Origin of the sequence: Desulfotomaculum copahuensis (assembly GCF_001655685.1) — a bacterium.
GTDB lineage: Bacteria > Bacillota > Desulfotomaculia > Desulfotomaculales > Desulfovirgulaceae > Desulfotomaculum_G > Desulfotomaculum_G copahuensis.
In genome coordinates this window covers 64213-90029 of the sequence record NZ_LYVF01000047.1, presented here as the reverse complement: position 1 = coordinate 90029, position 25817 = coordinate 64213, and the positions used below count along the sequence as shown (strand labels likewise).

General features: G+C 58.1%; 25 protein-coding genes. 11 read left to right on the top strand and 14 right to left on the bottom strand.

What is annotated here, in order from left to right; all coding sequences use genetic code 11:
• Position 1 precedes the first annotated feature (1 nt).
• The 5 genes from A6M21_RS03695 to A6M21_RS03675 all read left to right on the top strand — a co-directional run bounded on the left by A6M21_RS03695 (position 2) and on the right by A6M21_RS03675 (position 4394).
• The gene (locus A6M21_RS03695; RefSeq protein WP_066666538.1) at positions 2-937 is read left to right on the top strand and encodes an N-acetylmuramoyl-L-alanine amidase family protein; all 936 of its coding nucleotides are present in this window, start codon (positions 2-4) and stop codon (positions 935-937) included.
• Between the two features lie 199 nt (positions 938-1136).
• Positions 1137-2063, top strand: coding sequence for a peptidoglycan-binding protein (locus A6M21_RS03690; protein WP_161485993.1), 927 nt, complete (start codon positions 1137-1139; stop codon positions 2061-2063).
• Between the two features lie 182 nt (positions 2064-2245).
• On the top strand, positions 2246-3130 hold the full coding sequence (locus A6M21_RS03685; protein WP_345788077.1) for a lipid II flippase Amj family protein: 885 nt from the start codon (positions 2246-2248) through the stop codon (positions 3128-3130).
• Positions 3131-3240: 110 nt separating this feature from the next.
• Positions 3241-3903, top strand: a complete 663-nt coding sequence (locus tag A6M21_RS03680) for a coenzyme F420-0:L-glutamate ligase (protein WP_151191784.1) — start codon at positions 3241-3243, stop codon at positions 3901-3903.
• A gap of 32 nt (positions 3904-3935) precedes the next feature.
• Complete coding sequence (locus A6M21_RS03675; RefSeq protein ID WP_066666536.1) at positions 3936-4394, top strand: pyruvoyl-dependent arginine decarboxylase; 459 nt, start codon at positions 3936-3938, stop codon at positions 4392-4394.
• Between the two features lie 169 nt (positions 4395-4563).
• Here A6M21_RS03675 and A6M21_RS03670 read toward each other — a convergent pair whose 3' ends face one another.
• Positions 4564-5076, bottom strand: a complete 513-nt coding sequence (locus A6M21_RS03670) for a YhcN/YlaJ family sporulation lipoprotein (protein ID WP_242868751.1) — start codon at positions 5074-5076, stop codon at positions 4564-4566.
• Between the two features lie 133 nt (positions 5077-5209).
• Between A6M21_RS03670 and A6M21_RS03665 the strand changes: the two genes are divergently transcribed.
• Positions 5210-5776 (top strand): UbiX family flavin prenyltransferase, encoded by a 567-nt coding sequence (locus tag A6M21_RS03665; RefSeq protein ID WP_066666535.1) that lies wholly within the window; start codon positions 5210-5212, stop codon positions 5774-5776.
• A 46-nt stretch (positions 5777-5822) separates the two neighbouring features.
• On the opposite strand, the gene A6M21_RS03660 is transcribed toward A6M21_RS03665, so the two are convergent.
• Positions 5823-6056 (bottom strand): hypothetical protein, encoded by a 234-nt coding sequence (locus tag A6M21_RS03660; protein WP_066666534.1) that lies wholly within the window; start codon positions 6054-6056, stop codon positions 5823-5825.
• Between the two features lie 20 nt (positions 6057-6076).
• Complete coding sequence (locus tag A6M21_RS03655) at positions 6077-6673, bottom strand: magnesium transporter CorA family protein (protein WP_066666533.1); 597 nt, start codon at positions 6671-6673, stop codon at positions 6077-6079.
• Between the two features lie 199 nt (positions 6674-6872).
• Between A6M21_RS03655 and A6M21_RS03650 the strand changes: the two genes are divergently transcribed.
• Together A6M21_RS03650 and A6M21_RS03645 are read left to right on the top strand one after the other, a co-directional pair.
• Positions 6873-7322: a hypothetical protein gene (locus tag A6M21_RS03650; protein WP_066666532.1), complete on the top strand. Its 450-nt coding sequence runs from the start codon at positions 6873-6875 to the stop codon at positions 7320-7322.
• A 76-nt stretch (positions 7323-7398) separates the two neighbouring features.
• Complete coding sequence (locus tag A6M21_RS03645) at positions 7399-12306, top strand: HAD-IC family P-type ATPase (RefSeq protein WP_066666531.1); 4908 nt, start codon at positions 7399-7401, stop codon at positions 12304-12306.
• Positions 12307-12377: 71 nt separating this feature from the next.
• On the opposite strand, the gene A6M21_RS03640 is transcribed toward A6M21_RS03645, so the two are convergent.
• From A6M21_RS03640 to yqfC, 9 genes are all read right to left on the bottom strand, one after another.
• Complete coding sequence (locus A6M21_RS03640) at positions 12378-13100, bottom strand: hypothetical protein (RefSeq protein ID WP_066666530.1); 723 nt, start codon at positions 13098-13100, stop codon at positions 12378-12380.
• A 189-nt stretch (positions 13101-13289) separates the two neighbouring features.
• On the bottom strand, positions 13290-14183 hold the full coding sequence (era, locus tag A6M21_RS03635; protein WP_066666529.1) for a GTPase Era: 894 nt from the start codon (positions 14181-14183) through the stop codon (positions 13290-13292).
• Positions 14184-14295: 112 nt separating this feature from the next.
• Positions 14296-14775: a cytidine deaminase gene (cdd, locus tag A6M21_RS03630; protein ID WP_345788076.1), complete on the bottom strand. Its 480-nt coding sequence runs from the start codon at positions 14773-14775 to the stop codon at positions 14296-14298.
• A 9-nt stretch (positions 14776-14784) separates the two neighbouring features.
• A complete protein-coding gene (locus tag A6M21_RS03625) occupies positions 14785-15171 on the bottom strand; it encodes a diacylglycerol kinase (RefSeq protein ID WP_066666528.1) in 387 nt (128 codons plus the stop codon).
• The gene (ybeY, locus tag A6M21_RS03620; protein WP_066666646.1) at positions 15152-15640 is read right to left on the bottom strand and encodes an rRNA maturation RNase YbeY; all 489 of its coding nucleotides are present in this window, start codon (positions 15638-15640) and stop codon (positions 15152-15154) included. The genes A6M21_RS03625 and ybeY overlap by 20 nt, the downstream gene beginning before the upstream one ends.
• On the bottom strand, positions 15594-17780 hold the full coding sequence (locus A6M21_RS03615) for an HD family phosphohydrolase (RefSeq protein WP_066666647.1): 2187 nt from the start codon (positions 17778-17780) through the stop codon (positions 15594-15596). The genes ybeY and A6M21_RS03615 overlap by 47 nt, the downstream gene beginning before the upstream one ends.
• A gap of 27 nt (positions 17781-17807) precedes the next feature.
• Positions 17808-18776, bottom strand: coding sequence for a PhoH family protein (locus A6M21_RS03610; RefSeq protein WP_066666527.1), 969 nt, complete (start codon positions 18774-18776; stop codon positions 17808-17810).
• Positions 18777-18789: 13 nt separating this feature from the next.
• Positions 18790-20127 carry a sporulation protein YqfD gene (gene yqfD / locus A6M21_RS03605; RefSeq protein ID WP_078060383.1) on the bottom strand — a complete coding sequence of 446 codons (1338 nt, stop codon included), beginning with the start codon at positions 20125-20127 and terminating at the stop codon, positions 18790-18792.
• 127 nt (positions 20128-20254) lie between these two features.
• Complete coding sequence (gene yqfC, locus A6M21_RS03600) at positions 20255-20527, bottom strand: sporulation protein YqfC (RefSeq protein ID WP_066666525.1); 273 nt, start codon at positions 20525-20527, stop codon at positions 20255-20257.
• A gap of 506 nt (positions 20528-21033) precedes the next feature.
• Here yqfC and selD point away from each other — a divergent pair.
• Together selD and yedF are read left to right on the top strand one after the other, a co-directional pair.
• On the top strand, positions 21034-22086 hold the full coding sequence (gene selD / locus A6M21_RS03595) for a selenide, water dikinase SelD (RefSeq protein WP_078060382.1): 1053 nt from the start codon (positions 21034-21036) through the stop codon (positions 22084-22086).
• A gap of 57 nt (positions 22087-22143) precedes the next feature.
• Positions 22144-22806, top strand: a complete 663-nt coding sequence (gene yedF / locus A6M21_RS03590) for a sulfurtransferase-like selenium metabolism protein YedF (protein ID WP_066666523.1) — start codon at positions 22144-22146, stop codon at positions 22804-22806.
• Between the two features lie 250 nt (positions 22807-23056).
• On the opposite strand, the gene galE is transcribed toward yedF, so the two are convergent.
• Together galE and A6M21_RS03580 are read right to left on the bottom strand one after the other, a co-directional pair.
• Complete coding sequence (gene galE, locus A6M21_RS03585) at positions 23057-24073, bottom strand: UDP-glucose 4-epimerase GalE (RefSeq protein ID WP_066666522.1); 1017 nt, start codon at positions 24071-24073, stop codon at positions 23057-23059.
• Between the two features lie 2 nt (positions 24074-24075).
• On the bottom strand, positions 24076-24483 hold the full coding sequence (locus A6M21_RS03580) for a hypothetical protein (protein WP_066666521.1): 408 nt from the start codon (positions 24481-24483) through the stop codon (positions 24076-24078).
• A gap of 156 nt (positions 24484-24639) precedes the next feature.
• Between A6M21_RS03580 and A6M21_RS03575 the strand changes: the two genes are divergently transcribed.
• A complete protein-coding gene (locus A6M21_RS03575; RefSeq protein ID WP_066666520.1) occupies positions 24640-25725 on the top strand; it encodes a M24 family metallopeptidase in 1086 nt (361 codons plus the stop codon).
• The last annotated feature ends 92 nt before the right edge of the window (positions 25726-25817 follow it).

Below are 25817 nucleotides of genomic sequence, written 5' to 3'. Positions count from 1 at the left end.
ATTGACAGGGCAATTGTCACGCATAACCAATCTGTGGAGCAAGATAACGGTACATTCCGGCCATCACGTATCCCGGGTGGTCATTGAGTCCGTACGGCCGCTGGACTGCCGGGCGGAAGAAACAAGCCCGGGAAGACAAATCACCCTGACGGCCCGCCACGCCCGGGCCAACATGGACTGCCAGGCCATCGACGTCTATGACGGACTGGTGGAGCAGGTGGAAATTGCGGACGACGGAAATGATCAAGTGACTATCCGTATCAACATCAATCATGCCGTTCCCTGGCAAATGAAAAGCGAGCCGGGAATGCCCGGACGCACCGTGCTTATCCTGAGCCGTGCTCACCTGCCGGCAATTTTTCAATCGATAATCCTGGTCCTCGATCCCGGTCACGGCGGAACTGATAGCGGGGGCAGGGGACCGGTGGACCTGCTGGAAAAAAACGTTGTCCTGTCCATGGCCGCCGCTCTGGAAAAAGTATTCACGCCGCTGAACGTACAAATTCATTGCACCCGCCGGGAGGACCGGGAACTTCCCGTGCGTGACCGGTATGACTTCGCCAGCCGCCGGAAGGCGCATTTTTATATCGGTTTGCACACCCATCACAGCCGGGATGAAAATGCAGCCGGCCTGGCGGTCTACTACAACCCGGCGGCCCCCGGAAGCCAGCTTCTGGCCCGGTTGGCCGCCGAGGAACTGGTACGTAAAATCAAACGCCCGTTCAGGGGAATTTCACCGGACCGGCAATTATCCCCGCTGGGAGGTATTCCCGGCATCACCGTGGAACCGGTGGCAATTTCCAACTGGGTGGAGGAAGGGCTGCTGCGCAACCCCACCTTTTACGACAAAATCGCCCTGGGAGTCTTTAACGGCCTGCGCCGTTATATTATTGAAAGCCCGTACGGGAATAACGCCCGCCGGAAACAGAAAAACTAGCAGTGTAAAAAGTAAAGGTCCCTGTCATAAATAAAATTGCTTTGCGCCGGCCCGGAAACGGCAAGTGCCCGGGAACTGCCAGCGCAAATACTTCCGGTGTCATCCCGGGGGCAAGATGCCCGCCTCCAACGGCTGCACCGGTAACTGCGCGGCACCGGACACTTTTCGGAGGCACATTGGATATAAGATGGTGTTCTATTTGTTCAAAATATTGTTGACCGCAGCCACAGTCTTTTTTTGTTGCAGCCTGCCGCCGCTTCCGGCCGCTGCTGGTCCGGCCGGCCATCGTTGCGACCCCGTTGAACCGCATGTCTTTACCGCCCCCTTTCATCAGGGCGGCGACGTGGCCAGCCTGCAGCGTTGCCTGGCCTATCTGGGCTATTTCCACGGTGCGGCCAGCGGTTACTACGACCGGGCCACCATGGCCGCTCTGGGCAATTTTCAGCGCCAGCACCACCTGTCTCCTTCCGGTTTGATGGATGCACCCACCTGGCAGGTAATCAGCCGGGCCATGCTGATCCGGGCGCAGGCGGAGGAAAAAATCCCCTCGCCCCATCACGATCTATGCCTGCTGATCGATACATTCAACCTGACTCTGACCGTATTTTCCCGGGGTGAAATCATCCGGCAATACCCGGTGGCCGTGGGCCGGCCCGGCGAAGAAACGCCGGTGGGCTCCTGGCGGGTGGCGAACAAATCAGACGAGCATTTACCGGGCATGGGACCCCGCTGGATGGGGCTGAACATTCCGGGCGGCAGTTACGGCATTCATGGCACGGACAGGCCATGGTCGATCGGCACCTACGCCAGCGCCGGCTGCGTGCGCATGCACAACGCCCACGTCCTGGAACTTTTTCCCTGGGTAACGGAAGGAACGCCGGTGCTCATTTTAGGCAATCCCTTCGGACGTTTCGGCGAGCCATATCCGGTCCTGCAGCCAGGCAGTTGCGGCGCGGCCGTGCAGGAAGTGCAGCGGGTCCTGAAACGCCTCGGCTATTACCAAAAATCGCCGGACGGAGTTTTTGGACCGGGCACCGCGGACGCGGTTAACCTGCTGCGTATCCAAAACGGCCTGCCCGCCGGCCGGGTGGTGGACGGACCGGTCTACCGCCTGCTCGGAATATAGCCGTTTACCGGCCGCATGCGGCTCCTTTTCATTTCATCCCCCTTTCCCCGGCGGCTCTACAGTCCGGTAACCACACCGGCCGGACCAATGGTCAGTGGTTACGCACACCAGTTTTCCGTTTTACCGCTTTCCCCGGCAGCATATATTTTCCATAGACAACCCCGGCCGGAACCGGCAGGCAGGTGAGAAAAATCAATCGCATATTTTTAATCGCTTTACTAACGGCAATTATTCATTTAACTGACACGCTGGTATACGCGGTCAGGCTCTCCGGGGTAACCACCCGGCGTCTGGCCACCGCTTTCTCCTTGTTTCAAATTATCGCCCTGCTGGCCAGTACGGCCAACCTGGTACAGGCGCCCCTTTTATCCTCGGTGGTGGAAAGCAGCATCAATCAGGGCATGGAGAAGGCGGCGACAACCGGCCGGCAACTGCTTGAATCACCCTTCTATCAACAGCAACTCAACCAGTTGGGCTTTGATATCCGCCTGATTATCCTGGCCGCCACACTGGGCACCATCGCCGGGGTAATTTTTACCCCGGCTTTTAATTACGTATTCACCCGGGTAATCCTGCTTTTTGAAGAAGCCGGCTCCGTTCCCCGCCTGGTGCTGGTCGTCCTGTCGCCCCGCCGGCTGGGGCGTGCGCTGCGCAAAAGACCGTTACACGTGACTGCTTTCAGTAACGCTGTCAAAACCGGGCGGCAACGCAGCATCCCCCTGTCCTTTCTGACTGCCAATACGGCCGTGATCGGCATCTGGACCACCGGGGTACTGTCAGCACTGTACGCCGGTGCGCTGCTGCCGGACTACCGCTCCACAGCCAGCCTGCTCTCGGGTGTGGTCAACGGTCTGGCCACGATTTTATCGGCCATGATAGTGGATCCAACCGCGGCCATGATCACCGATCAGGCCATCCGGGGCCAGCGCGGACCGGGCGACGTCCGGCAGATGGTCTACTACCTGTGTCTGACCCGTATCCTGGGCACCATCCTGGCACAGATTTTATTCCTGCCGGCCGCCGGATTCATCAAGGGGGTGGCCCTGCTCATGGCCGCGCCGGATTAATTTCCCGGTGCGGTTTTTTGCCCGGCCTGTCAATGGACAGGCACCGTATGAAGGGCAAAACCATACTCTGATATTAGCTGTGCCCGTACGCAAATAAATTGGGAAAGGCGGTGAACATTACGCCCTATTACCCCGTTCCCATCCGTACACACGTGATCAGCGCGGAAGATGATATCGTGGAACTGGCCGGGAGATACACGGAAGGAGTGGCCGAACCGGGAGATGTGATCGCCCTGGCGGAAAGCGTGGTGGCCATTACCCAGCAAAGGGCCGTCCTGCCGCAGGATGTGCGGCCCGGTTTACTGGCCCGCTTCTTGTGCCGTTTTCCCGGCAAGCACGGCAGCCTGGCCACGCCGCCGGCCATGCAACTGGCCATCCGGGAGGTGGGTACGATCAGGATTTTACTGGGTTGCGCGGCGGCGGCGACCGGCCGTCTGGTTGGTAAAAGGGGCCTCTTTTACCGGGTGGCCGGGCAGGAACTGGCTCTTATCGACGATGTGGCCGGCACCATGTGGCCTTACGAAAAACACATTATTCTCGGACCACGCAAACCGGACCAAATCGTTGACCGGATCCGCCGCGCCACCGGTGCGGATGCGGTGATCGCCGATGTCAACGATATCAAGTGTGTGGATATCCTGGCCGCCAGCAACCCGGAAAGCGGACGGATTGCCAGGGAATCTTTAAGGGACAATCCTTTCGGCAATGATGACCAGCAAACACCGATTGTGGTCATCAAAGTACTGGCGGAAACGCCGGATCGCGCCGCCTGATCAGCAAAATAAAATACTTGGAGGGGAAAAGTTTGCTGCCGACACCGACAAAATTTACCCTGGTCGCAGGAACCGGGGAAGGCCACACTCCTTTAAACGCCTTTGACCAGGCGCTGCTGGCAGCCGGAGCGGGCAATGTCAACCTGCTCCGGGTGAGCAGCATCCTGCCTCCCGGCGCCCGGTACGCGGAACGCGTCATCCTGCCCCCCGGCGCACTGGTTCCCGTGGCTTACGGAGCGCTCAAGTCCGCCACGCCCGGAGAGCGAATCGCGGCTGCCGTGGCGGTGGGCATACCGGAAAGCGGTTTCGGGGTGATCATGGAGTACTCCGGCCGCACCTCCCGGGAGGAGGCGGAAAAAACCATCCGGGGTATGGTGGAAGAGGCTTTTGACATGCGCGGCCTCTCCCTGGTCACCTACCGGGTAAAATCCGTGGAGCATGAGGTGGTCATGGCGGGAGCGGTTTTTGCCGGCATTATTTTATGGTATTGACGGGGCGCGTACCGGCCGAAGCAGCAATAATATCCGCTATCGCCGGTTTTAAACAAGGCATCTTTGCCGTTAATGGAATACAGTGACCAAGCGGCCGGTCAATGTTTTGCCAAACAAGCAGCTAAAGAAGTAAAAAAATCCGGGCTGGAAAACTACCCGGATTTTTCATTTACCTGGCGGTGGGAGTAATGCTTTTTAAAATCGTATTCACTTCCGTATTAAAACTGGAAAGCGGTTTGCCCCGGGCGATTCCCCCGGCCACACCCTGAATCCGGGCGATCATCTTCGGGTCGGTGGTTACCTGGACGGAACGGATCCGTTTATCGGCAGCCTTGACCCGCCTGGCTGTTTCGGTTTTAATTGAGGCGATGTCGGCGCTTTTTATTCCCGCTTTGAGATCCAGTCCCACTATAGCAGTGTTGCCGGTCAAAATCACCGTAGCCGATTTAACCCCCGGCACCTTTTTAGCCTCTGTCGCCAGCTTTCCGGCCAACTGGGCGGCCCCGGCCGAAGTCGTCGGCAACGGTTGAGTACCCACGGTCGGTCCCGGAGCAGTGGGCGCGGGGGCCGGTTTGGGCGACGCCGGAGGTGACGGCTTACGGGCCGTGGCGCACCCGGCGGCCAGCGCCATCAACAGGCCCGCCACCAGCAGCCAGGCAAGCCATCCGTATCTTTTGTGCACGATTTTTCACCTCCCTCCTTTTGCGTTCCCAAATAATATTTGCCATTGCCCTGCAATCTATGCGTTTATAAACAATTCACGGCATGGTATAATGTCGGTGTCATTGATTTCATTACTTTGGGAGGCTTTTCCCATGCGCATTGTTCTGGCCATGTGCGGCGCTTCCGGGGCCGTTTACGGCCTGACCCTGTTGCAGGCGCTGCGCCGTTTGAATGTGGAAACCCATCTGATTCTGAGTTCCTGGGCGGAAAAAACCCTGCAAATGGAAACCACCGGCCCGTTGGAGCAGGTGGTTGAACTGGCTGATTATTTTTATCCGGACCGGGATCTATCCGCCCCGGTGGCCAGCGGATCCTTTATTCACCAGGGCATGATCGTCGCTCCCTGCAGCATGAAAACCTTATCCGCCATTGCCAACGGTTATGCCGACAATCTGGTGGCACGCGCCGCCGATGTCACGATCAAGGAAAAACGCCCCCTGGTGCTTATGCCCAGGGAATCCCCGTTGAGCGCCATTCACCTGGAAAACATGCTCCGGTTGGCCCGCCTGGGGGTGATTATTGCACCGCCGGTGCCGTCATTTTACCAGCGGCCGCAAAGCATCCAGGACCTGGTGGACCAGACCGCCGGGCGGGTGCTGGATTTGCTGGGCATCGCAAACACGCTTGTACAGCGCTGGGGGGGCGGTTTTGAAGCTTAATCCAAACTGGCCCCGTCAGAGTACTGAACAGATTGCCGGTCCGGGTTCAGCGGTGCCAGATGCGGGCAAATGAGATCAGGGAGAAGAGATTGCACCTGTTTTGCCTGCCTTTCAACCGGACATAATATAAAAAGTCGCCCAAAAAGGCCTCCCACAAGCGGGCAACCGGTGCTTTGTGCCGGGTATCCTGCAGCATCGCCGTAAGACTCAAGTCCGCCGCTTCACGCACCAGCCGGGATGCCTCCTCCAGTTTGATTCTGGCCTGTTCCAGTTGTTCCAAAATCGGTCATGCACCTCCGGCTATCCGTTTTCCGGTTCACTTTCCGGCGTTTTCCCGCTTGCGGCCTGCTCCATTTCCTCTTTCAGCTTTTCGAACCGCGCTTCGGCCACCACATCCTCAATGCCTTCCTTCAGTTTGGATAAAATCCCCTGTAACTGTTCACCCAGATCACTCACTTCCGCGATCACTTTTTTCAGCACCGGCTTCACCGCTTCGCGCGTGGACGGCACGGCCAGAATAATCAGCAGCGCCAGCAATAAATACATGCCGTAGCGCGGCTGCAGCAGACCGGCCAACCGGTCGCCGAGAGCCGGCCGGGGCAGCATCCGGTAAAGCTCATCCATGGTCTGTCCCCGTCCGGCGCTTTCCTCCAGCAACCCGGCGAGAACTGCCCGGGCGCCCGGACTGACCCTGGAACGCCGCAAACGGTTTTCCAGTGCCCGCAGGGCATTTAACTCCTGATAAACCTCCCGCCGCAACCGGCCCAGATCGCGTGCCGGGTAACGTCCCCTGCCGGCGTATCGCCTGTCCGCGCGCTCATCAAGTTCGTTGAGAAGCTCTTCGGTTAACTGGTCGATTAAATACCAGTTATAAACACCGCCTGCCTCCCTGCTCATGATTGTCACCTCGAATGATTGGAAATTTGTAGTATTGTATCATCAATCACAAGAATCGTCAATATTCCCGGTAAAATTACACTAGCAAGGTCCGTACTAAAAATATTAATTCTATATTAATTTATTGTTAAGATTCATTGACAACGGTCTTGGATGATGTTACCATTAAGTCAACAAATTTTTTACAGGGGGTGAAAAAATGTTAAACCGGCTTTTGACCCGGACTTCTCCATGGACATTGCTCCTGACCGGTCTGGCGGCCGGAATATTGATCAGTCCGGGAATCCGCAAAGGACTGCGCACGGTGGCGGTGCAAACCACCAAGGCGGCCCTGTCCCTGACGGATGCTGCCAGATCATGCAGTGAAAAAGCGAGTGAGAGCTGGAACGGGGTGGTAACCGAAGCCAGGGCGCAACAAGAATCCCGGAACGCAAACATAAAATCCAAAATGCACAGCGCCGGCATTGCCGCAGTGGGTAGCGGCCTGGATGCGGTGGACAAGGTAAAGGCAGTCACCGGTGCGGCAAAGCAAAAATGGGACAACCTGGTGGCCGAGGCCAGGGAATATAAAAAGGAAAACCAGGAAGAAACACCGGCCCCCGCGGAGGAAGCGCAGCCCGGCGGGGGAACACCGGTACCAGAAAGTTAGTTTTTTTATAAGGTTCATGCAAGCTGCCCTTAAAAAGGGCAGCGTTTTGATTAAGTGGTTGACGGGGGTGAGCGACATGAGCCGGAATGACGCCGGTCTTCAGTACGGCCGGGTGTTGCACTTTCTGCCCGGACGTATGCGCATTGAAATGCCGGGCTTGCAGGGGGCGAAAAACCTTTCCCGGCAACTGGAACGGCGACTCAATACGGTGAAAGGAGTCACTGCGGCCCGGGCCAACCCCCTGACCGGCCGTTTGCTGATCGTTTATGACAACCGGTTACATAGTAAAGCATCCGTTGCGGCGTTGACCGGCGGGTGCTGGCGGGAAACCCTGCAGGCGGCATCTGGATCAGCAGAAAAGCGTCCGGAGGCAACAGCACCGGAAGCAACCGTCACGGGCACGGCAGTGATGCCATCACCCCGGTTGCCGGCGGGAGGTCGCCGGACGGACGACGGATGGTACCGCCACCGGCGGCTGAAAGCTTACCTGACCGCCGGTCTGACCGGATTGATCGCCTGGAAGCGTTTTGTGCTGGGACCTTCCCGGTTGGCACTTTCCCCCGGCTTATTTTATGCTTCAGCCCTGCTCACAGTGGTCTCCGGTTATCCGCTGTTAAGCCGGTGCCTGAGGGAACTTACAGCCGGCGGCCCGGTAATAGCGGATCCGGCGTTAAAGTCGGCAGGACTGGCCACCGCGGTGTTACGGGAAAGTGTTCCGCCCCTGACAGTCAATCTGATGGAGCAGGCCGCTTTGCTGCAGGAAGCCGATGTGCGCAAGGAGTATGAGCGGCAGGCGCTTTCCGGCGTCGCACCGGCTGCGGCGCTGAAGAAAACCCTTTCCCGCCGGGCAACCGGCGCCGGATCATGGGAAAGCACGGATAATGAACCGGGGGGACCGGGCAACACCTACCTGGGGTTGGCTGTTTTAAACGGTATAACTACCAGTGACTGGCAGCGCAGTCTGGCCATGCTCATGGCCGCCTGCCCCGGGCAAGCGGCCATGCTCCGGGACATGACTTTCATCGCCGGCGCCCGGGAGGCATCCGCCGCCGGGATTTACCTTGACCGGCCGGAAACGCTCCAAAAGCTGGCCACTGTGGATACGGTGTTATTCAACGAAACCGGTGCGCTGTTCACGCCATCCCGTGTGGGTGATATCATCCCCCTGGACGGTGCGGACCCGGACGGTGTCCTGTTCACCGCCGCCGTCCTGACTACCGAAGCGAACCACCCGCTGGCCGGGGTGTTGATGCCGGAGGACCGTGATGGATTGAAACCTTACCGGGCCGGGATCATCATGCGGCAGCAAAACGGCGTCCGGGGTTGGGTGAACGGTATCCCGGCCACGGTCGGAAACGCCGCTTTTACCGGTCCCGCGGCACGGGACGTCCGTGCCCGGTTATTAGTCCGTCAACTGGTTCATTTGCGGCAAACTCCGTTGTACGTCACCCGGAACGGCAGGTTGACCGGAATCATCGGCATTGTCAGTACCATGCGCGAAAACGCCCGGGAACTGATTCACCTGCTCAGGATACAGGGTGTGACCATGACCGGTATCATTTCCAGTGAAGAGCCCGGGGTTTTACAACCACTGGCGGAAAGATTGGGAGTCTGGGAGTTTTCCGCAGCCGGACTTTCCACCGCGGAGAAAGTGCGACTGATTAACAACCTGCAGCATCAAAAAAGAGTGGTGGCGGTAATTTGCACCGGAGCACGCGGGGCGGCCTGCCTTTCCGCGGCAGACGTGGGAATCAAGCTGAACCGCGCTGGCTTTAACGGAAGAGCGGAAGTGCTCATACCGGAAATCAGCCCCGGTAAATTGAAGTTGCTTTTCCAGCTTTCCCGGCAGTATTCTTTCAAGGCCGAGCAAAAGCAATCGCTTTACCGGGGGGCCACCGGGCTTGGCCTCTTTCTGGCGGCCTGCCGGCGCCTGAATGCGCCCGCCGCCGCCCTTTACAACAGTGCGGCCACCCTGCTCCTCGGTTTGAGCGCCCTCTCCCCGGCACGGCGGCGATCACACAGCAACCGGCCGGACAGAAACGCAAAGGCGAAAAGCGACGCCCGCCCCGCCGTGGACAGAGGCACGGAAAACAGTCCGCCGGTCCCGGCGGGACATGGCAAAATGCTCAAAACCGGCAATGAAAATGGAACGAACTTGCCCGGGAAACTGTCCTGCAACAATGGCTGGCCGGCCTTGTCCGTAAACGAAACTTTTTTGAAACTAGGCTCCGACCCGCACCGGGGACTGACCGGAGAGGAAGCACAAAAACGCCTTTCCCTTTGCGGCCCGAACAGGCTGGCTGAAAGCCGGCCGCCGGGAATATGGCGCAGAGTTTACAACCAGTTGAACAACTTTATGGTCCAGGCATTGCTGGGCTCGACGGTGATCTGTTTCTTCCTCGGGGAAACGGGCGATGCCCTGGCCATTCTGTCCATAGTGGCCATGAACGCCCTGCTGGGGCTTTTGCAGGAACAAAAAGCGGAAAATGCCCTGGCCGCCTTGAAAAAGATGACCGCTCCCACCGCCCGGGTGCTGCGGAACAGCCGGAGACTGGCAGTACCGGCAGCCGGACTGGTCCCTGGAGACGTAATCTTTTTGGAACAGGGCGACATCGTACCGGCGGACGTACGCCTGTGCACTGCGCACTGCCTGGAAGTGGAGGAGTCTTCCCTCACCGGTGAGTCCTGCCCGGTTGGTAAAAAAACCGCCGCCTTGAAAAACCACGACCTGGTACACGAGTGTCTGAACATGGCCTTCATGGGCACCACAGTAACCAGGGGGCGCGGGACGGGTATAGTGGTGGCCACCGGCATGAACACGGAAATGGGCAATATTGCCGGGCTGCTGATTGAAAAGAACAATGGCGGTACACCCCTGCAGCAAAAGCTTGAAGTTATCGGTAAAACGGTTTTAAAGGCTTGCCTGGCAGTAAGCGGGGTGGTTGTGGTGGCCGGCATTTTGCGCGGACATCCTCCGTTCAGCATGTTTTTAACCGGAGTCAGCCTGGCCGTGGCCGCTATTCCCGAAGGTTTGCCGGCCACCGTCACCGTGGCCCTGGCCGCCGGTGTATGGCGGCTGGCCCGGGAACATGCCGTGGTCAGAAACCTGCCGGGAGTGGAAACACTGGGTTGCGCCTCGGTAATCTGCACGGACAAAACAGGAACTTTGACCAAAAACGAGCTGACCGTACAATATATTTACTGTCCGCAAAATCTATGGCAGGTAAGCGGCGCCGGTTATGCACCGGAAGGGGAAATCTGGGAAGCGGGCCGCCCGGACGCCCCGCAAACGGAAGAAGCGCTGAAAAACATTTTAATCGCCGGTATCCTGTGCAGTGATGCCCGGGTGGTCCGGGAAAGGAAGCCGGATACCCGTTGGAAGGTGCTGGGTGATCCGCTGGAAGGAGCGCTGCTGGTGGCCGGCATGAAGGCCGGCCTGCTGCCGGAAGTTTTGCGACGCACTTTTCCCCGCCTGTCCGAAATACCGTTTGATTCGGAGCAGGGCTACATGGCCGTCTGCTGCGCTGGAGAAGGAGGGAATACAACCCTGTACTACAAGGGGGCGCCGGAAAAAATTCTGTCCATGTGCCGGTGGCTCCCCGCTGATGGCCGGACGCTGCTCATAACTGAAGAAAAGAGAAGGGAAATCATGGCCATGAATGAGCACTTATCCAGCCTCTCCCTGCGTGTGCTGGCCATGGCCGCCCGTCCGGGCGGGAAGCGTTCCGCGCCGGACTTGCCCGCACAGGAAAAGGATCTTGTTTTCCTCGGCCTGGTGGGCATGCGCGATCCCCTGCGGTTGGAAGTGCGTGACGCCGTAGACCGTTGCCGGCGGGCCGGAATCAGGGTGGTCATGATCACCGGCGACCACCGCAATACTGCCCGTACCATCGGCGAAGAGCTGGGCATCCTGGAGTTGAACCGCACGGACAGAGTGATCACCGGTCCGGAAATTGAACGCATGTCTGAAAGCGAGTTAAGGACGGTGGTGCAGAACGCCAGCGTCTTCGCCCGGGTACTGCCCCGGCATAAGATGCGCCTGGTCAAGGCATTCAAAGAACCCGGCGGGGTGGTGGCCATGATCGGTGACGGGGCCAATGACGCCCCGGCGGTAAAGAGCGCCGATATCGGGGTGGCGATGGGACTTTCCGGTACCGATGTAACACGCAAGGCATCAACCATAGTCATTACCGACGATAACTTCGCCACTCTGGTCACGGCCATCGAACAGGGACGGGGCATATATGACAACATCCGCAAGTCGGTGCGCTACCTGCTGGCCACCAACGCGGGGGAAGTGGTGCTGATGTTCCTGACAGTCGTTTCCGGCCTGCCTCTCGCACTGCTGCCCATTCAGCTGCTGTTTTTGAACCTGTTGGGGGATGGCTTTCCGGCCATCGCCCTTGGCCTGGACAACCCGGCGCCCAACGTGATGGAGCAGAAGCCGCGTTCACCGCGGGACAAGTTTTTTGACCGTGAATACACGCACAAGATCGTCTCGCGGGGCATTGCCATCGGCGTTTCGGGCATGGCCGGCTACCTGTGGGGACTGGGCCGCGGTAACCTGCCCCTGGCCCGCACCGTCACCCTGGCTACCCTTACTTTAAGCCAGTTGCTGCACGCCCTGGACTGCCGCTGGGATTACCATGTGAACGGTGAGCGGGCCAGGAACAAGTATCTAACCGGCGCTGTTTCACTTTCCGCCGCCCTGCTGGCCGGCGCCGTCTACCTGCCCTCTTTGCGCACCATTTTTAAAACCAGGCCGCTGGGACCGGCCGATCTCAGTGCAGTCGGCCTGGGAGTGGGGCTCAGTACGCTTTTGGACCGGGCGCTCACCGGTTTGCTGAACTCTATCCAACCGGGCGGGGACAAAGCAGCCGGCGGCGATCGGAATACCGTTTACGGTATTTTACCGGAAAAAAAGATGCTGGACGGAACCGGGACGGGGAAAATACCGGCTTTACGCGGAAACCTTTCCGTCTGACATGAACCGGGGCATGCAAAAGCGCCGGTTCAACCAGCCACCGGCGCTTATTCCTTGTTTGATCAGGCAAGCTACGCAGACTCCGCGCCTGCTTCTCCGTCCGCCTGTTCCCACCCGTCCGCCGGATAACCGTAATAATGATAAACGGCCACAGCCACCCGGGAAAAAAGCTCTTCTTTGATTTCGCTTCCGGTATTTTTAACCATACCGGCCAGGCAAAGGGCCAGGCGCTCCCGGGCAACCATCTCACCGGCACGAACGGACTGCTTGCAAACAGACTCCCGGATACTACCGGCAATCAGTCCGGCCACTTTTTCTCCCCCTATACCCTCCATAACCAGTCCAAACACGCGATCACAACACCACTTGCTGATCGCTGCAGCCGCCTGTGACATTACAGCGGTCTTTCTGATTTGGGCAAACCAGCTTTCCACCGGCTTTAAATCGATGTGAACGGACAGTGGTTCAACTTCCGGTAAACAACCGGCCAGAAGGGGATCCTGTCCGAGCTGTGCGGTAATATTACACACCAACTCATTGAGCCGGTCGCCGGAAAGGAAGCGGCGGTAAAAAACCTGTACCGGCGCACAATTTTTTAAAGCCGCATCCGCAATAAAGACGGGGATCTCACCGATAATCTCCCCGGCAAATTGATCGACTGCAGCTGCAATCAACTGCCGGCACCGATCCACCAGGTCACAGGTTTTTTCCGCCGACAAATTGCGTTGCTCAACCGGTCCGCAAGCTCCCCGCCCGCGCCGGTTGTTTTCCACAACAGCAAAATTGCAGGACATGGGTGTTCCCCCTTTACTGCCGGATCTCTTTTCCTTTTAATCATAACCTCCCATTTTTAAATACCAACACTGTTTCTGTTAATATATATTAAGTTTCTATTAATTTATAGTAAAACCGGGACCGGTAATTTTTGTTCAGGCAGGGGTGTTTTGCAAAAAAAAACCGCCCTCAGGCGTTTACCACGACAGCTAATGCAAAGAGTAACCGAGATCATGCAGGGCGGCAGTACGGTTGCGCCAGTCGGGACGCACCTTCACCCACAGATCCAGAAAAATACGTGAACCCAGCAAGGCCTCGATCTCCTGCCGCGCCTGGCGGCCCACTTCCTTGAGCATCTGTCCGCCCCGGCCGATCAAAATGCGTTTCTGGGATTCCCGCTCGGTATAGATCACCGCCCGCACCACCACCAGTCCGTTTTTCTTCTCCTCCACCGCTTCCACCACCACGGCCACCGAATGAGGCACCTCCTGACTGGTCAGGTGCAGCACTTTTTCCCGGATCAGTTCGGCCATGATGAACCGTTCCGGGCGGTCGGTGATCATCTCGTCGGGATAATACTTGGGACCGGCGGGCAGGTAACCCACCACCAGGTCCATCAGGCGCGGCAGGTTGTCGCCGGTCAGGGCGGATACGGGAATGATTTCGGCAAAGGAATACATGTGCCGGTAAATTTCAATCAAGGACAACAGCGTGTCCTTTTCCACCAGGTCGATCTTGTTCATTACCAGGAAGACCGGTGTGGCCAGGCCTTTCAACTGGCCGGTGATATACCCGTCACCCGGTCCGGGCTCCTTGCACTCGACCAGAAAAAAAACCACGTCCACCTCTTTCAGCGCCCCCAGCGCCACTTCCACCATGTATTCGCCCAACCGGTGCCGTGGCTTGTGGATGCCCGGCGTATCCAGGAAGATGACCTGCGCGTCCGGGCGGGTGACCACGGAATGAATTTTATGCCGGGTGGTCTGGGGCTTGTCGGACATAATGGCCACTTTCTGCCCCACCAGCCGGTTCAGCAGGGTGGATTTGCCCACATTGGGACGGCCCACCAGGGCGACAAATCCGGATTTGAATTGATCAGACATTACTGTCACCACTTTTTTGCTCTTTTCCGGAGCGGCTGCTTCACCCGCCGCTCCAATACCGCTGCTGACACTTGTCCCGGTACGAACCCGGCAACGGTGTACAAAGTATGTGCTACCTGTCCACCGGTTCCGTCAGGCGGGTTGGCGGTTTTTTCCCGCCGGGCGGATTATCCCCGCCGGCAGCCGGGGGCAGGTAAAAGGAAAGCGGTAATAATCCGGCCGCCGTCTGCCGCTTGTATTCCCCCCGGTCGTTGCACATATATACGTCCATTTCCGGGGCGAATTCCACCAGCACCTGGCGGCAGGCGCCGCAAGGTGTACAAAATTCCGTTCGCCCGGAAATGACGGCCAGGGCGGCAAAGTTCCTTTCCCCGTTGCTTACCGCCTTGAACAGGGCCACCCGCTCGGCGCATACGGTCAGGCCGTAAGAGGCGTTTTCAATATTGCAGCCGCTGTACAGGCGTCCTTCAACGGTAAGCAATGCCGCCCCCACCCGGAAGCCGGAATAGGGGGCGTAGGCCCGTTCCCGGGCCGCACGGGCGGTGTTGATCAACTTCTCCACCGGAAATTCCATCACCGGCAAGTGGATCACGGCAAAGCCTCACTTTCTGTTCACTAATATGCCGGCCAGGCGCGGTAAAAATACCAGCAGGCCGATGATCACGGAATTGAGTGCGGCCAGCAGCACCGCCCCGGCAGCCGCGTCCTTGGCCGCCCGGGCCAGGGGGTGGTATTCGGACGTAATCAGATCCACCACTTTTTCCACTGCCGTATTGAACATTTCCGCCGTCAGCACCAGAAAAACGGCAAAAAAAAGCAGGGCAAACTCCCCGGCGGTCACTCCCAGGGCCAGCGCGGCCAGGAGCACCACTGCGGCCGCCAGAAAATGAAAACGCATATTTGCCTGCGTGCGCAGCGCATAAGCCACCCCGACCAGGGCGCAGCGCAGGCTGCGGCTGAAATTGTCATTATGAGTACGGTGTGTCATTTTCGCCTCCCTGCCGGCTCAAGCCCGCCTGCGCCAGCACCGCCTCCTCCCTGGCCCGCATGCGTACGCTTTCTTCCTCCGTTTGATGGTCGTAACCAAGTAAGTGCAACACCCCGTGCACGGTTAAAAAAGCCACCTCGCGCGCGAAACTGTGCCCGTACTCCACACTCTGGCGCTGCGCCGCCGGCAGGGAAATCACCACATCCCCGAGTGCCACCTCACCGCCTCCGGACGGCATGGGTTCCCCTTCCTCCAGGGCAAAGGAAAGTACGTCAGTGGGACGGTCTATTCCCCGGTATTCCCGGTTCAGACGTTGAATATAGTCCTCGTCGACAAAGACCAGGCTCACTTCCGCCGCCGGTTCAACCCCCTCGGCATGCAGGACCGCCTCTGTCACCCGGATAACCAGTTCGTTAAGTCTTTCATCCACCGGCACTTTTTCTTGAAGATTGCTTACGAGCACCGACACCTCTGGCTTTTCTCCTTTCCAGCTCCTTGTTCAAATCTGGATACTCGATACGGGAGTGGAAGATGCCGCTTAATACCTGCATAAACGCGGCGGCAATGGTATCCAGATCCCGGAAGGTCAGATCGCACTCATCCAACTGCCCGTCCATCAACTTGTCTTTGATAATCTTACGGACCATCCCCTCCACCCGGCCCAGAGTGGGATTGTGCAGGGAGCGTACGGCCGCCTCCACCGAATCGGCCAGCAGGACAATGGCTGCTTCTCTGGTCTGCGGCTTGGGACCCTCGTAACGGAATTCGTCCTCGTTAATGTTGTCCGGACCGCCGTTTTCCATGGCTTTGTGGTAAAAATAAGAGCACAGGCCGCTTCCATGATGCTGTTCAACGATATCGACCACCGCTTTGGGCAATTTGTATTCCTTCGCCAGTTCCACACCGTCCTTGACGTGGGAAGTCAAAATTAAAGTACTCAAGGACGGGGCAATCTTGTCATGGGGATTCTCTTCAGACATCTGGTTCTCAATGAAAAAATAAGGCCGCTTGATCTTGCCGATGTCATGATAGTACGCCCCCACCCGTACAAGCAGGCTTTCCCCGCCCACGGCCTCGGCCGCCGCCTCGGCCAGATTGCCGACAATGATGCTGTGATGATAGGTGCCCGGCGCTTCGGTGAGCAGACGTTTCAAGAGCGGGTTGCTGGGCTGGGAAAGCTCCAGCAGGTGCACGGCCGAAGTAATGCCGAAAGCGCTTTCCAGGTAGGGCAGCGCGCCGATGGTAAGCACCGATGATAAAATACCGTTGATCAGGCCGAAGATGAGCGCCGAGGTGAGCACCAGTCCAAAAGGATTATTGCCAAGCAGGCCCATGATCAAAATGGCCACCACATTAGCGGCGCTGGTGAACACACCGGCCCGGGCCAGATCGCCCCGCTGGCTCAGCTTGCTGACGCTGTATACCCCGGCAAAACCACCCACCAGGGCGACGATGCCAAAATTCACCTGTCCGTCAATCATCAAAGTAAGAATAAAACTGATTACGGACACCACCAGCATGGCCACCTGTGAATCCAACAGAATGGCAATGAGCATCCCGGCGGCGGCAACAGGCACCATAAAGCCGAATAGCGCGCCCAGTTCCGGCCACTGGGGCAGGTTGATCGCCACGATGGCCTTGGCGATGGCCAGCACCACCACCACAATAATCCCCAGCAAGTACAGATGGCCGGCCTGCAGGTAGATTTCCCGGTTCTGCTGGTGCAGATAAAGCAACACGACCATCATGAGCAAGGCCACCAGCAATGCACTGCCGGCGAACATCCGCCAGGACAGGCCCGGTTGCACCAGTCCCAGCGCCTCCATCTTGGCCAGACTGTCCCTGGTTACCACGTCTCCGGGACGGAGAATGATTTCGTTCCGTTTAATGGTCACCATTTGCGGCTGTACGGTGTTCATGGCCGCCTGTTTCAAAAGGTGGGTTTTATCGGCGTTGTAAAAGCTGTTCGGACGCAGGTAGTGATTAATCAACCCCTCGGCCAGGTTCTGGTACGAAGCGCTGAACTGCAGCCGATCCACCTGATCGCACAGGTTTTTTTTGATGCTGTCCAACTTATCCGGCGTAACACCCTGTTCAGTTTCCATGACCTGGGCCACCAGTCCGTTCACCGCCCGCTCCACCTGGTCCAGCGACCCGGAAGCAGGTTGTGCCAGCACGGCCAGGGTAGCGGCAGGCAAAGTAAAGGGCAGGTCGGACTTCAGCCTGTCAACCCGGTTCTGCTGACTGGCCTTGGGATCGGACTGAATGTCCTTGATCGCGGCAATGGTGTTGGCGATGTCACGTTGTACGGTCCCGCTGACCAGGGGATCCCGGTCGTACTGGGGACGCACCGCTGCGGCCGCCTGCTCGCGCAGTTCTTCTGTTTTGCCCTTGTCTTCAAAAACCACGCTACGGGGGGCCGAAACCTGCACCGGGGAAACCTGTCCCTCTTTTAAATTAACTTTATCGGGCACAAATTGCACCGCGAGTAATGTGGTAAGCAACACAAAAAACAGCACCGCCGCGCTCACCCGGCGTACCCGGCGCTGTTTCATCAAAGGGGCCAGACGGCCGAACGTCCTGTCCCGTATCCTGGCGAGAGGAAACATTTTCTTCACTCTCCTGAAGCCGCCCACCTATAGTCCTGCTTCGTCGTTTGTTTCATAGGCCCGGACAATTTCCTGCACCAGCGGATGACGGACAATATCCTCGCCGGAAAGGTGGTGGAAGGCAATCCCCTGCACCCCGGACAACACCTGCCTGGCGTGCACCAGACCGGATACCCGCCCCGGGGGCAGGTCAATCTGGGTGATATCACCAGTAATGACCGCTTTTGAACCAAAACCCAGACGAGTGAGAAACATTTTCATCTGCTGGTCCGTGGTGTTCTGCGCCTCGTCCAGAATGATAAAAGCATCATCCAGTGTGCGTCCACGCATATAGGCCAGCGGGGCAATCTCAATAATGTGCCGTTCCAGGTATTTCTGGGTGGTTTCCGGACCAAGCACGTCATATAAACCGTCATAGAGCGGCCGCAGGTAGGGATCCACTTTCTCCTGCAAATCACCGGGTAAAAAGCCCAGCTTTTCCCCCGCCTCCACCGCCGGACGGGTGAGCACCAGACGCTGCACCTCCCGGTCGCGCAGGGCACGGATGGCCATCACCACGGCCAGATAGGTCTTGCCCGTACCCGCCGGACCGATGGCGAATACAATATCATACTTGCGAATAATTTCAATATACTGTTGCTGCCCCAGCGTCCTGGGCTTGATCTGCCGTCCGCGGGCGTTGACCAGGGCAACCTCCCGGGCCAGATGCGTCAGGGCGTCATTAATCCCCGCCCGCGCCGCCCTGATGGCATAGTTGATCTCATGCCGGGTGAGACGGTTGCCGGCGCGGTAATACTCCTGCAACTGGTCAAATACATCCCGCGCCTGGGCCACCTGCTCCGGTGAACCAAGGATGACCAGTTCGTCGCCCCGGGCCACCACCCTTACCCCCAACAAACGCTCGATCAGCGCCAGGTGTTCATCGTGACGCCCGAATATTTCGGCTGCTGCGTTGATATTGTCTAGGGTCACCCTGGCCTCGGTGTGTTCTGCCAAATTATCCCCTCTCTTAGTGCGGTCCATGGCCGGCCGGTGCGGGTGGAATGCCATCCGGCGGCCGGACGGGCGGATTGGCTCCGCCGGGCAACGGCGACGCGCCCGGGCCCGGAACAGGCGTAAATGGTTTTTCCACTCCGATGTCCTCCAGGCATTCCACAAACAGCTTTACCCGTACCAGGTTTTCCGGTTGCTTGACCACCAGATCCGTAAACTGGCGGCGCAAAATCTTGTCTCCGGGCGGCATCTGAGCCTGCACGGACTGCATGGCCTTTTGCATGGCCAGACGGCGCGCACTCTCCCGGTCCCGGACTTCCCGGTAATTTTCCAGTTCACGGTATTTCTCCGTTATTAGTTCGACGGGTATACGCAGATTCCTCCATTCCGGCAATTCTTTCACCGAAGTATCTTTTTCGTAAAGTGCATAGGGGATTTTCCGGGGGCCAAATAAAATTATTTCCCTGCTCCCGATTTTCATACAAATCCTGGTCTCAGTGCGGCCGGTGGGACGCCGGCCGCTTTCCACCAGCGGCGCTTCCCCGTAGCCTTCATACCACACCCGGGCGCGTACCGTACCCAAAGCATGCACGTAAGCGGGCTCTTTCGGCGCCGGCTGTGCCTCACCGGGCGGCACAGCCGGCGGTTTTGGTTCTTCCGGCGGCGGTACTATGCCGGAAATCAGGATCTGTCCGGGCAGCACCGTTTCCCCTTCCTTAACCGCCGGATGTCCGGCCAAAACCAGCATTTCTTTGATTACACCGGCCTTTTGGGCGACAATGTGGGCGGGACCGGCGCTTATTTTGCCGGGCAGGGCGGCTTCCACCACCTGAATGGTTACCTTTGTCCCCTTGACATACACCCCGGCCCAGGATACGCCCGGCAGTTGTTCACGTACAGCCTTCTCCACCCGGTCCGGATCCAGATCCCATTTGGGCATACCCCGGTGCAGGCCGGCCGCGTCGGCCACGGCCAGTATTTCAGCCTTGTTCAGCCGGTGGTTGCCCGTCACGTCGATAAACCAGACAAATGAGCCGAGCATGTACAAACCAAGCACAAAAAGAAGCGCGCCCGGCAACATGGCCCGCCGCCGGCGAACGCGCATCCATAAAAAGGGCATCCCCCGCCTTTTGGTAGTGCGAAAGCGGCAGCCGGTCTGGCGGGCGATATGACGCAGGGGATGCACGGCGCTCAAGCGGACATTCACCTGAACGCAGTTTTCCCCCAACCGTCTGATGTCCCACAGGCAGATGCCCCGGATGGCCGCCATATTGATAAATTTTTCCGGGTGTTCACCCCGTATGGCGATGGATACATAGCCAACCAGATAACTGAGCAGTTTAAATAAAAACATGATCACTCCCCCTTTATGGAAGGCCGCCGGCCAAAGCCGGCCCGTCCATGTTTCCACGGACACCGCCTTCTTGTCCCGCCGGCGGGCGAATCCCGCCGGAAAGGCTGAATGTCAACTTGACCTGCACTCATCTGACAAAGGTCACCGTTTTTACTTCTCCTTCAACACAAATTTCATCCGGGAGAATATTGCGCAGGATCAAGCCGCTTCCGTTAATCTGCAATTCCCCCCCGGACACGTTGATGCGTACCAGTTCGGGCGTGTATTCCAGAATGCCGTGGTGATTCTCGATAAAAATCTGCAGGTTGCCCACCATGACAATGCGGGGCAAGTCCAACATCACATCGCCGGGAATCTCCAGGAATTCAGACAAACGTTTTTTCAGCTCGCGCCAGGCCATGAAGATCCCTCCCCGTCCCAATTTATATATGCGTTCCCGGCGGGCAAAATTACTAAATGGTGGCAGGCGTCACCGGTCCGGCCTCTTTCCAGGCAACCGGATGACAGCAGTCCCGCTATTGGATGATCCGTCCTCATCGCGGCGCTTCTTTGATGTACCTGTCGGCATCCGGAGCCATTTCCCCTAACGGCCATGATTTGTTGAACACAACCCACAAATGAAAATGTCTTTTTCACATTAAGCGCAGCGTTTAAATTGCTGCAGTATTAAAATAATTTTTTTTTCGCACCATATAAATAAGATTATTTTATAAGTGAAATAAAAGAAATGGTCTATTAAAACAAGAAATAATGATATAATCTAAATTATGAATATAGCCGGATAAAACACCGCCATCCCCCGGACCGGTACCCGGCATGCCCGTTTTCCGGGGCGGCGCTGCAAATACCGTGATGAAAAAGTTTCATCGCTTAAAAAGACAATTATCCAGAAAAGGCGGTGATCAAATGGGCGAGCAAATAGATGCCAAAATCCGGCTGACCACTCTGGCCAAAACTTCCGGCTGAGCGGCCAAGGTGGCTCCGGCCATTCTGTCGCAGGTGCTGCGGCAGTTGCCTAAAATTGTGGATGAAAACCTGCTGGTGGGTCTGGAAACATCGGATGACGCCGCTGTTTACCGGCTTTCGGACGAACTGGCCGTTATCCAGACGGTGGATTTTTTCACCCCGGTGGTGGACGATCCTTATATTTTCGGCCAGGTGGCGGCGGCAAACGCTTTGAGTGACATCTACGCCATGGGGGGGCGCCCGCTGCTGGCCCTGAACATTGCTTGCTTTCCCGGTTGCCTGTCCCCGGACGTTTTACGGGAGATCTTAACCGGGGGTGCGGACAAGGTAAAAGAGGCCGGGGCGATCATTGCCGGCGGACATACGGTGCAGGATGACGAACCCAAGTACGGCCTGGCGGTCACCGGGCTGGTGCATCCGGACGAAATCATCAGCAATGCCGGCGCGCGGCCGGGAGATGCGCTGGTGCTGACCAAACCGCTGGGCACGGGCATCATCGCCACCGCAGTAAAGGCCGAACTGGCGCCGCCGGAAAGCCGAACGGCGGCCGTAACCACCATGTGCGCCCTGAACCGGGAGGCGGCCGCGGTCATGCGGGCGGCCGGAGCCACGGCCTGCACCGACATTACCGGATTCGGCCTTTTGGGCCATGCCGCGGAAATGGCGGAAGCCGGCGGAGTGAGCTTTACCATGTATCAACACGCCATTCCGCTGCTGCCCGGGGCGCTTGAGCTGGCCGCCATGGGCATGATCCCGGGCGGCGCCTACAGCAACCGGGAACACTTGAGCGAACGGGTGTCCTTCGCCGGTTCAATCGCTGCCGCCGGCCGGATGCTTCTCTATGATCCGCAGACTTCGGGCGGACTGCTGATTGCCCTGCCCCCGGAGCAGGGGATGCGTCTGGTCAAGCAATTGGCAGAAAAAGGATTGGCGGCGGCGCTAATCGGAACTGTGACCGGAAGGCAACCGTGGCTGATCCGGGTGGAGGAGTAAACGGCGGGCGGTGTGTGCCGTAACGGCCGTAATTTATCACAAGAGGAGTGGATTTTCATGACTGTAGTTGAAATAGATTGCCGCGGTCTGGCCTGTCCCCAGCCGGTGTTGAAAGCAAAAAAGGCGCTGGATGAAATCAGCGCCGGCAAGGTAACGGTGATTGTGGACAATACAACCTCCCGGGAAAACGTGACCATGTTCGCCCAAAACGCCGGTCACCGGGTGGAAGCGATAGGAAAAGACGGCAACTACATTTTGACCATTACCAAGGGAGAAACTTCAGTTGCTCCGCAGGCAGGCGTAACTGCACCGGGCGATGTGCCTGCCGCCGCCCCGGGCAACACGGTGGAGACAGTCCGGCCGGCCGGGCGCGAAGGCAACCGGCCGCTGGTCTACCTGTTTTCTTCCAACCTGTTCGGCCAGGGGGCGCCGGATCTGGGCACGACCCTGCTCAAAAGCCTGTTCACGACGCTGGTGGAAATGGAGCCGCCGCCTGATACGCTCATTTTCCTCAACTCGGGCGTGTTCCTGGCCTGCGCCGGTTCCCCCGTCCTTGAGCAACTGCGCGTTTTGGCGGGCAGAAACACGGAAATGCTGGTCTGCGGCACCTGTCTGAATTACTATAAATTGCAGGAAAAGCTGCAGGCCGGCCGGGTGAGCAATATGCTGGAAATCAATGAACGATTGACCGGAGCGGGAAGGCTGGTCCCCATAGCATAACGGTCGCCGTTTACGGCTTACGGGGCCGGGAGACTGGCCGGCTCAATAACAGGCAACTTTCCTGCCCGTTCTCCTTCCTTCCGGATTGGAACAGCACATACGGCCGGTAAACAGTTACCGGTCCCCGAGACGGACCGGGGAAAGAATTATAACGGCGGGCCGGACGGCCCGCCGTTTGTGTTGAAAGCAGTTTCAAGCCCGGCCGGGAGATTGGTACACCGGCCGTGATTACCGGGCCGGCGCCGGTGATTCAAACCGTTTCAAAACCGGCCGGATGTTTTTGATGCCAGCGCCAGGCCGTATCTATGATGGTGCGCAAATCAGCGAACCGCGGCCGCCAGCCCAGCATCTGTCCGGCCTGTCGGGCGCCGGCCACCAGCACCGCCGGGTCGCCAGCGCGGCGGCCGGTATGCCGCACCGGAATGGACCGGCCGGTAACCGCTTCCGCCGCCCGGACCACCTCCAGCACCGAATAGCCGCTGCCGTTGCCCAGGTTATAAGCCGCCGGCGCAGCCCCCCGGACCAGGGCGTGCAGTGCCAGCACGTGCGCCACGGCCAGATCGGTGACATGGATATAATCGCGTATGCAGGTGCCGTCGGGGGTGGGATAGTCGGTGCCGAAAATACTGATCGCCGGGCGCAGTCCCAGTGCCGCCTGCAGCACCAGGGGGATTAAATGGGTTTCCGGCCGGTGGTCCTCACCCAGGTCACCGTCCGGATCGGCGCCGGCGGCATTGAAGTAGCGCAAAGCCATCCAACGCGGACCGCCGGCCCGGCCGTACCAGCGCAGCGCGCCTTCAAAGGCCAGCTTGGTGGCGCCGTACGGGTTGGCGGGCACAACAGGATGCTCCTCGGAAACCGGTACCTCCACCGGCTCGCCGTACACGGCGGCAGTGGAGGAGAAAATAAAATATTTCACCCCGCCCTCCCGCACCGTATCCAGCAGGGAAAGGCCGTGCACCACATTGTTCCGGTAGTAGAGTTCCGGCCGCTCCACCGATTCCCCCACCTGGCTGTGGGCGGCAAAATGCAGCACCGCCTCAATCCCCCGCTCCTGCAACAGACCGCTCACCAGCGCATGATCACCGGTGTCGCCTGGCACAAAATCCAGCGTTCCGGCGGGGGTTGTCTTCTGCAACACCGCCACCGCCTCCCGGTGCCCCCGGGACAGGTTGTCCAAAATGACCACCCGGTGGCCGGCCTTAATCAATTCACGCACCGTATGGCTGCCAATATAACCGGCGCCGCCGGTAACCAGCACATGCATGCTTATCCACCCCGCCTTTCCTTCCGTTGAAAAAGAACCAAGAGGCAGGCCGCCGTCACGGCAAATTCCGTCACCAGCATCAATGGCGAAACGGGGCTGCCCTTAAAGTGGCAGAAATCGTGAAAAGCCTTAAATCCCGAACTGATACCAGGCTGCATCAGGATATCGGGCAGCAGTCCGATAACCGCCGCCACCGGCAGTAGCAGGTCCCTGTCCCGGACGGCCAGGCGGAGCAGGAGCAAACCCCCGGCCAGGCCCAGCGCCAGATTGACCCCCAAACCAAGTTCATAGTGGGGAATGCGGTCCAGGAAAAAATGCGAGCCAAAACCCGCCGCCAGCAGGACCGGCGCCGGAAGCCCACCCCGCCGGTAAATTACTGATGCCACAGCCATATGCGTCAGCCCGGTCATAACCAACTCCACCGCCTCACCACATTGTATACCAAAGCCGTCCGCACTGCCAGATGAAAATGCAAAATCACTCCGCACGGCAGGAAATCCGGTAGACAAACGGGAAATATTCCATAAAACCGTCACAATGCAGTTTTTTACAAAGGGGGATGAGTAATGAGCAAATTTCTGGAAAGAAGAAAAAAGGCGCAACAAATAATGGCTGAAAAAGGCGTCCATGCCATGCAGGTAACCGGCCGTGAAAATTATTACTACCTGACCGGGGATGTGCGCAATGTGGCGCGGCTTTTCCTGCCCCGGGAAGGTGATCCGGTAATCATTGTTTTTGCAGAGGAAGTGGAAGCGGCCAGGCGCGCAAGCGGTATCGAAGATGTCCGAGGTTGGCGTACGCCGCCGGAATTGATGCAGCATTTCTTCGGCCTGGTCAGGGAGCATAAACTGGTGGACAAAAAAGTTGGCTTTTGTATACACACCAACCCGGGTTTTCTGGTCTACAAGTTTTTAAAGGCCAACCCCAAAATGAATGTCGTTGAAAATGAAGAAATTCTTATGCCGTTAAGATACGCAAAGGATGCAGATGAACTGGCGGCCATGCGCCGGGCCGCCCGGGTGGCGGAAACCGGCATGCAGGCGGCCATGGCCGCCGTGAAACCGGGAGTAACGGAAATCGAGGTGGCGGCCGAAGCCGAATATGCCATGCGCCGGGCCGGGGCAATGCGCTTCAACGCCAGCACATTTGTCGACAGCGGGCCACATTCCCTGCACCTGCACGGCGGTGCCGGCAACCGGAAAATTGAGGCCGGCGATCTGGTGGTCATTGACCTCCATCCGGTGGTGGATATGTATTCAAGCGACCTGGCCAGAACTGTTGTCTGCGGTGAACCAACAAAAAAACAGCAGGAACTAATCTGCTTGTACACGGAAGCACAGCAGAATGTGATTGACAACTTGCGTCCGGGCATGAAAGTGGGGAAAATAACGGAATTGTTCAAGGCAGTGTTTGACCGGACACCCGAAGGCAAACGCTGGATTACCGGACCAACCCACGGCGTCGGCCTGGAATTCGAAGAGTGGCCCCATCCCAGCCATTATTTTGCCCATGTCAACCTGGAGATTGGTGAAAACTGGACTCTCTCCGTGGGACATTCCATTTTACCCGTGCCGCAGGTGGGGGGAATCAAGCTGGAAGATACGGTGTTAATCACCGCAAGCGGCGCGGAAAAACTGGCCCGGGATCTGTAAAGCCATTCTTTAAGGAACGAAAGATGGCCGGATTTCGCACAGAAGCGGGAGATTCGTTAAAGGACGGCATGTTTCCCCTGCGCCCGGAATAC